The organism is Sandarakinorhabdus sp., from assembly GCF_040398645.1.
In the GTDB taxonomy this organism is placed as follows: domain Bacteria; phylum Pseudomonadota; class Alphaproteobacteria; order Sphingomonadales; family Sphingomonadaceae; genus Sandarakinorhabdus.
In genome coordinates this window covers 1-5,632 of record NZ_JBBATR010000051.1, presented here as the reverse complement: position 1 = coordinate 5,632, position 5,632 = coordinate 1, and the positions used below count along the sequence as shown (strand labels likewise).

At 65.4% G+C, this 5,632-nt stretch carries 5 protein-coding genes; 1 reads left to right on the top strand and 4 read right to left on the bottom strand.

The features are described 5' to 3' along the window. Positions 1 to 139: 139 nt before the first annotated feature. Complete coding sequence (locus tag ABWP50_RS10655; RefSeq protein WP_353217968.1) at positions 140 to 1,645, top strand: alkaline phosphatase; 1,506 nt, start codon at positions 140 to 142, stop codon at positions 1,643 to 1,645. A 259-nt stretch (positions 1,646 to 1,904) separates the two neighbouring features. Here ABWP50_RS10655 and truA read toward each other — a convergent pair whose 3' ends face one another. The 4 genes from truA to tolB all read right to left on the bottom strand — a co-directional run bounded on the left by truA (position 1,905) and on the right by tolB (position 5,545). Continuing rightward, positions 1,905 to 2,669: a tRNA pseudouridine(38-40) synthase TruA gene (gene truA, locus ABWP50_RS10650; protein ID WP_353217967.1), complete on the bottom strand. Its 765-nt coding sequence runs from the start codon at positions 2,667 to 2,669 to the stop codon at positions 1,905 to 1,907. Further along, the gene (fmt, locus tag ABWP50_RS10645) at positions 2,666 to 3,571 is read right to left on the bottom strand and encodes a methionyl-tRNA formyltransferase (protein WP_353217966.1); all 906 of its coding nucleotides are present in this window, start codon (positions 3,569 to 3,571) and stop codon (positions 2,666 to 2,668) included. The genes truA and fmt overlap by 4 nt, the downstream gene beginning before the upstream one ends. Before the next feature lie 48 nt (positions 3,572 to 3,619). After that, positions 3,620 to 4,174, bottom strand: coding sequence for a peptidoglycan-associated lipoprotein Pal (pal, locus tag ABWP50_RS10640; RefSeq protein WP_353217965.1), 555 nt, complete (start codon positions 4,172 to 4,174; stop codon positions 3,620 to 3,622). A 72-nt stretch (positions 4,175 to 4,246) separates the two neighbouring features. Continuing rightward, on the bottom strand, positions 4,247 to 5,545 hold the full coding sequence (tolB, locus tag ABWP50_RS10635) for a Tol-Pal system beta propeller repeat protein TolB (protein ID WP_353217979.1): 1,299 nt from the start codon (positions 5,543 to 5,545) through the stop codon (positions 4,247 to 4,249). Positions 5,546 to 5,632: the final 87 nt, after the last annotated feature.

Below are 5,632 nucleotides of genomic sequence, written 5' to 3'. Positions count from 1 at the left end.
TGCATTTCCGGCCGGATTATCTGATCGAGAGCCTGCCCGGCGGCCCCCGCAGCGAAGCGCCGATCACCGCCAATGAATATCTGCAGCAGCGGCTGCGCGAAATCAAACTGCTGTAACAAAACGCGAGCACAGAAGAACCATGATGAACATGCGCGCTGCGATCCTGGCTGCAATGCTGGCCCTTCCCGTTTCGGCACTTGCTGCCGGGCCGATCCTTGACACGCCGGTGCAGGATGATTGGTGGCAGGGCGGCCGCGCCGCGCTGGATGCAAGGCTGAAAATCGTCAACCGACCGAAACGCGCCAAGAACGTGATCCTGATGGTGGGTGATGGCATGGGCATTGCCACCATCACCGCGGCGCGCATTTTTGATGGCCAGCACCCGATTGATGGCCGCAAGCCCGGCCCGGGGGAGGAAAACAGCCTGGCCTGGGACCGGATGGCCAACACGGCGCTGGTCAAGACCTACAATAGCAATGCCCAGGTGTCCGACAGTGCCGGCACCGCCAGCGCCATGAACACCGGCGTGAAAACCCGCATCGGCGTGATCAACATGGGCCAGGATCAAGGCGCGGAAGCCTGCAAGACGCCGGAGAAACTGCCGCGCAGCTTTGCGGAAATCGCCCGGTCGCAGGGGATGGGCGTGGGCATCGTCACCACCACGCGCATCACCCATGCCACGCCGGCGGCCGTGTATGGCCATGTGCCCAACCGCGATTGGGAAGCGGCCGACCGCGCCTATCCAGCTGCAGACCGGGCATCGGGCTGCATCGATCTGGCCACCCAGCTGGTGAATTTCAAAGGCGGCATGGACATTGTGCTGGGCGGCGGCGGCGCGCGGTTCCTGCCCGCTGGCAAGGGCGGGCAGCGCGACGACGGCCGCAATCTGATCACGGAATGGCAGCAGCGCTGGCCCACCGGCCAGTTTGTGGGCGATGCCAAGGGCTTGCGGGCGCTGGCGGCATCGGCCAACGGCCCGGTGCTGGGCCTGTTCACGCCCGATCATCTCAGCTTTGAACATGACCGCAAGGACGAGGCCGAAGCCAGCCTGGTGGAAATGACCAGCTTTGCGCTCGCCAAATTGGCTGCCGGCAGCAAGGCGCGCGGCGGCAAGGGCTATTATCTGATGGTCGAAGGCGGGCGCATCGATCATGCCCACCACGCCAGCAATCCCTACCGCGCGCTGAAGGAAGCGCAGATGTTCAGCGCCGCTGTTGCCGAAGTGCTGAAGCGCGTGAACCTGGATGAAACGCTGGTGCTGGTCACGGCCGATCACAGCCACGTGATGACCATCGCGGGCTATCCGGAGCGCGGCAACGACATATTGGGCTATATCAAGCCGGTGCGCGGCGGCGAAAGCGATGGCGCGCTCAGCAAGGAAGGCTGGGCCCTGGATGATCGCGGCCAGCCGATGACCACGCTGTCCTATGCCAACGGGCCGTTTGTGGCGCGCGGGCTGTCACGGCTGCTGCCGCCCAACGATCCGAATTACCTGGCCTCAAAAACCTATGGCACGGCCGGTGAGAGCCATGCCGGTGAGGATGTTGCGCTGTTTGCCGAAGGCCCGCGTGCCGATCTGGTGCGCGGTGTGATGGAGCAGAATGTGATTTTTCACATCATGGCCGAAGCGCTCGGTTGGCGCTGACCGGTTGGTTGGCGCTGACCGATTGGTTGATGCTCAGCCGACCATAAGCCAGCCGGTGCCAACACCGGCGGCGACCCCTGCCGCTAGGCTTGCAAACCAAATTATTCGTGACGGCAGACGCCGAACCTGAAACCGCATACGCACGTGACCCGTATATATTGCCCAAGTTCTCCGATGCAATTTTCATGCCAGATATGTCATAATTTCCAAGCCATTGTAATCTAAAGCCTGCAGGGGCTGGCGTATCAGCGGGCATTGTTCAGGGTGTAAAGCCCACCGACACATCGGCGTAAATCGCGTTAACAAACCACAATCCATCGGCAGGCGCATTCAGGCCAAGCGCCTCCCGATCGCACGCGGCCAGCGCCTCGGCCAGGTCAGCCTGCGTCCATTGCCCCTCGCCGATCAGCTTCAGGCAGCCGACCATTGATCGCACCTGATGCTGCAGGAATGACCGGGCCGCAGCATGGATGTGGACCTCGTTGCCGATGCGCTCAACATCCAGCCGGTCCAGCGTGCGCACCGGCGATTTTGCCTGACATTTCGATGATCGGAACGTGGTGAAATCATGCCGGCCCAGCAGGAGCTGCGCCGCCGCCTGCATCGCATCCACATCCAGCGGCGCCGGCACGCGCCAGGCCAGGCCTGCTGCGGCCGTTAGCGGCGCGCGGCGATTGATGATCCGGTAACGGTACCGCCGGCCCAGACAATCAAAGCGCGCATGCCAGCCAGCCGGCGCCTCAAAGCATTCGATGATCGCCACCGGCCACGGCCGCAGCAGGGCATTGATCGCCTCCATCAGGCGGAACGGCTGCATCGGTTTTTCCAGATCAACATGCGCGGGCATGGCGCTGGCGTGCACGCCGGCATCGGTGCGGCCGGCTGCCACCAGCGACACATGCTCGCCGCTGATCTGGTGGATGGCCGCTTCGATCGCGGCCTGCACCGATGGCCCATGCGGCTGCCGCTGCCAGCCCATGAACGGCCGGCCATCATATTCCACCGTAAACCGGAACCGCATCAATTGACCTGTGTGCCGGCCGGAACGCGCCAGCCGTTGAGCAGCGCCTGCGCCGGCATGGCCGGCTTGCCGGCGCGCTGAACCACGATTGGCCGCAGGGCATCGCCGCCGGTGCCGATCAGCAGGCGATCATCGAGCGTGACACCGGGGGCAGGGTCGGCGGCCTCCACGCTGGCGCTGAGGATTTTCACCCGCTCGCCGCCGATGTCCAGCCACGCCCCCGGCGCGGGGTTGAAGGCCCTGATCTGGCGCTCAAGGACGGCAGCAGGCTGCTGCGGATCGAGATGCGCTTCGGATTTGGCGATGCGCGCCGCCAGGGTCACGCCGGCATCGGGCTGCGGCACTGGCGGGCGGGGGTTGGCGAGCACATCGATCAGCAGTGCGGCGCCCATTTGCGCCAGCTCGGCAAACAAATCGCCGCTCGTTTTGGCGGAAATCGGCGTTTCCCCGGTCGCCAGCATCGGGCCGGTATCAAGGCCAGCCTCCATCTGCATGATGGTCACGCCGGTAACGTCATCACCGGCCAGCACCGCCCGCTGGATCGGCGCGGCCCCGCGCCAGCGCGGCAACAGCGAGCCATGGATGTTGAGACAGCCCAGCCGCGGCGCCGCCAACACGGCAGGCGGCAGGATCAAGCCATAGGCCGCCACCACCGCGACATCGCAATCTGCCGCAATCGCCAGAAACTGTTCCACGGCATCGGCATCGCGGAAACTGCGCGGGCAAAACATCTTCATGCCCAGCGCCTGCGCCTGCGCCTGCACCGGGCTGATCTGCAACTGCTTGCCGCGCCCCGCCGGCTTGGGAGCGCGCGTATAGACCGCGATCAGTTCGTGCCCGGCGGCATGCAGCGCCAGCAGTGCCGGCACCGCAAAGCCCGGCGTGCCCATGAAGATGATCCGCATGGGCAGGGCCTTAGCCGATATGGCCGGCTGCAGGGAAGGGGCGCCGGTTCAGCCAGCCACCATGGTGACGGCGCGGCGATTGCCGGCCATTGCGGCTTCGTCCGTGCCTTCGGCGGCCGGGCGTTCCTTGCCATAGGAAATCGTCGACAGCCGGCTGACATCAATGCCTTGGCCCGCCAGGAAGTTCTTCACCGAATTGGCGCGGCGATCACCAAGCGCCAGATTATATTCGCGGGTGCCGCGCTCATCGCAATGGCCGGCCAGCGTGACGCGAACAGCGGGGTTGGTTTTCAGCCACTGCGCATGCTGGGCCAGCACGCCGCGCGCTTCGGCGCTCAGCTCGTAGCTGTCATAATCGAACAACACCGTGTCGCCGCCGGCCTGCGCGCGCAGATCTTCCTGGCTGCCGGGCACGGCGCTGTTGGTAGCCGCCGGCATCTCGACCTTGGCAACAGGCTCGGGCGCGGGCGTTGGCGCCGCTGGCTCCGGGCGGGCGGTTGCCGGCGGCGGTGCCAGCGTGGCCGGCGGTTTCTTGGGCTGGCAAGCCGCCAAAACCATGCCGACACCGGCAAGCAGGATCAAACGCAAGGTTGAGCGGTGCATCGAGAAGCTCCTTTCAGGGACGGCGACAATAGAGTTTGATGATGACAGGCAAAGATGACAATCAGACAAAGCCTAAGGCAATAACGGGGACCACGCCGGATCGGACGCATCCAGCGGCGTGGGCAGCCGCCGTTCGTTCAGGCCGGACACGTCCACCGACCACAGGCCCGACCGGCCGCCGCGATCGGAGCGTGAAAACATGATCACGCGGCCATTTGGCGACCATGACGCGCCTTCATCCTGATAGCCGTTGGTGAGCAGCCGCTCGCCATTGCCATCCGGGCGCATCACGCCGATGCCAAAGCGGCCGCCGCCGATGCGGGTGAAGGCGATATAATCGCCGCGCGGGCTCCACACCGGGCTGGCCGAGCGGCCTTCGCCAAAGCTGATCCGGCTCTGGCCGCTGCCATCGGCGTTCATCATGTAAAGCTGCTGGCTGCCGCCGCGGTCGCTTTCGAATACGATGCGGCTGCCATCGGGCGAATAGCTGGGCGCGGTTTCGATGCCCGGCGCGGTGGTCAGCCGGGTGGTCTGCTTGGCTGCGATATTATAGCGGTAGATATCGGTGTTGCCGCCCACCGCCATCGAAAACACCAGATTCTGGCCATCGGGCGAGAAACGCGGCGCAAAGCTCATGCCGGCGAACTGGCCAACGCTGTCCTGCCGGCCGCTGCCCAGCGTGTACAGCCACACCCGCGGCCGGTTGTTTTCAAAGCTCATGTAGGTGATCGTCTGCTGCGCGGGCGCGAAACGCGGCGTGAGCACCAGATTCTGGCCGGAGGTGAGGAAGCGGTGGCCCGCCCCGTCCTGGTCCATGATCGCCAGCCGCTTGATGCGCCGCGTGCGCGGCCCGGTTTCGGAGACATAGACGATGCGGCTGTCGAAATAGGCGCTTTCACCGGTCAGGCGCGAATAGACCAGATCGGCACATTTGTGCGCCGCCCGCCGCCAGCCCGCCGCCGTGGTGACAAAGCCTTGCCGGGCAATTTCAGCGCCGGCAAACACATCATAGGCATAGCAGGCCAGGGTGATGCCGCCATCGGGATTGGCGGTGATCGTGCCGGTAACGAGCGCCTGCGCCGCGATGGTGCGCCACGCCGCATATTCGGGGCGCAGCACATCATCCACGCCCACCGTGGCCGTAAACGCGGCGGGATCGAGCGGGCGGAACAGGCCGGAGGATTTCAGATCAGCCGCAATCACCAGCGCCGCCCGCGCGCCGATGGCGGTGGTGGTGCCAGCCTCGGTACTGCCGCCATTGCCCGGCGCGAAGGCCGGCACGGCGATCGGCATCGGCTGCATCAGCCCGGCATTGATATCGACACGCAGCGGGCCGGGCGCCTGCGCCAGAGCAGCAGTGCCGGGGAACATCAGAAGGAGCGGAATCAAGCGCATTGCGGCAGCTTATCAGCAGCGCCGGCTGAACGGGAGATAAACCGCCGGCAGGCGCAGCTCGGG

Bases quoted from the DNA above. Each gene is read 5' to 3' on its own strand.
- tolB (WP_353217979.1), bottom strand. From the start codon at position 5,545: ATGTTCCCCGGCACTGCTGCTCTGGCGCAGGCGCCCGGCCCGCTGCGT.
- fmt (WP_353217966.1), bottom strand. From the start codon at position 3,571: ATGCGGATCATCTTCATGGGCACGCCGGGCTTTGCGGTGCCGGCACTG.
- ABWP50_RS10655 (WP_353217968.1), top strand. From the start codon at position 140: ATGATGAACATGCGCGCTGCGATCCTGGCTGCAATGCTGGCCCTTCCC.
- pal (WP_353217965.1), bottom strand. From the start codon at position 4,174: ATGCACCGCTCAACCTTGCGTTTGATCCTGCTTGCCGGTGTCGGCATG.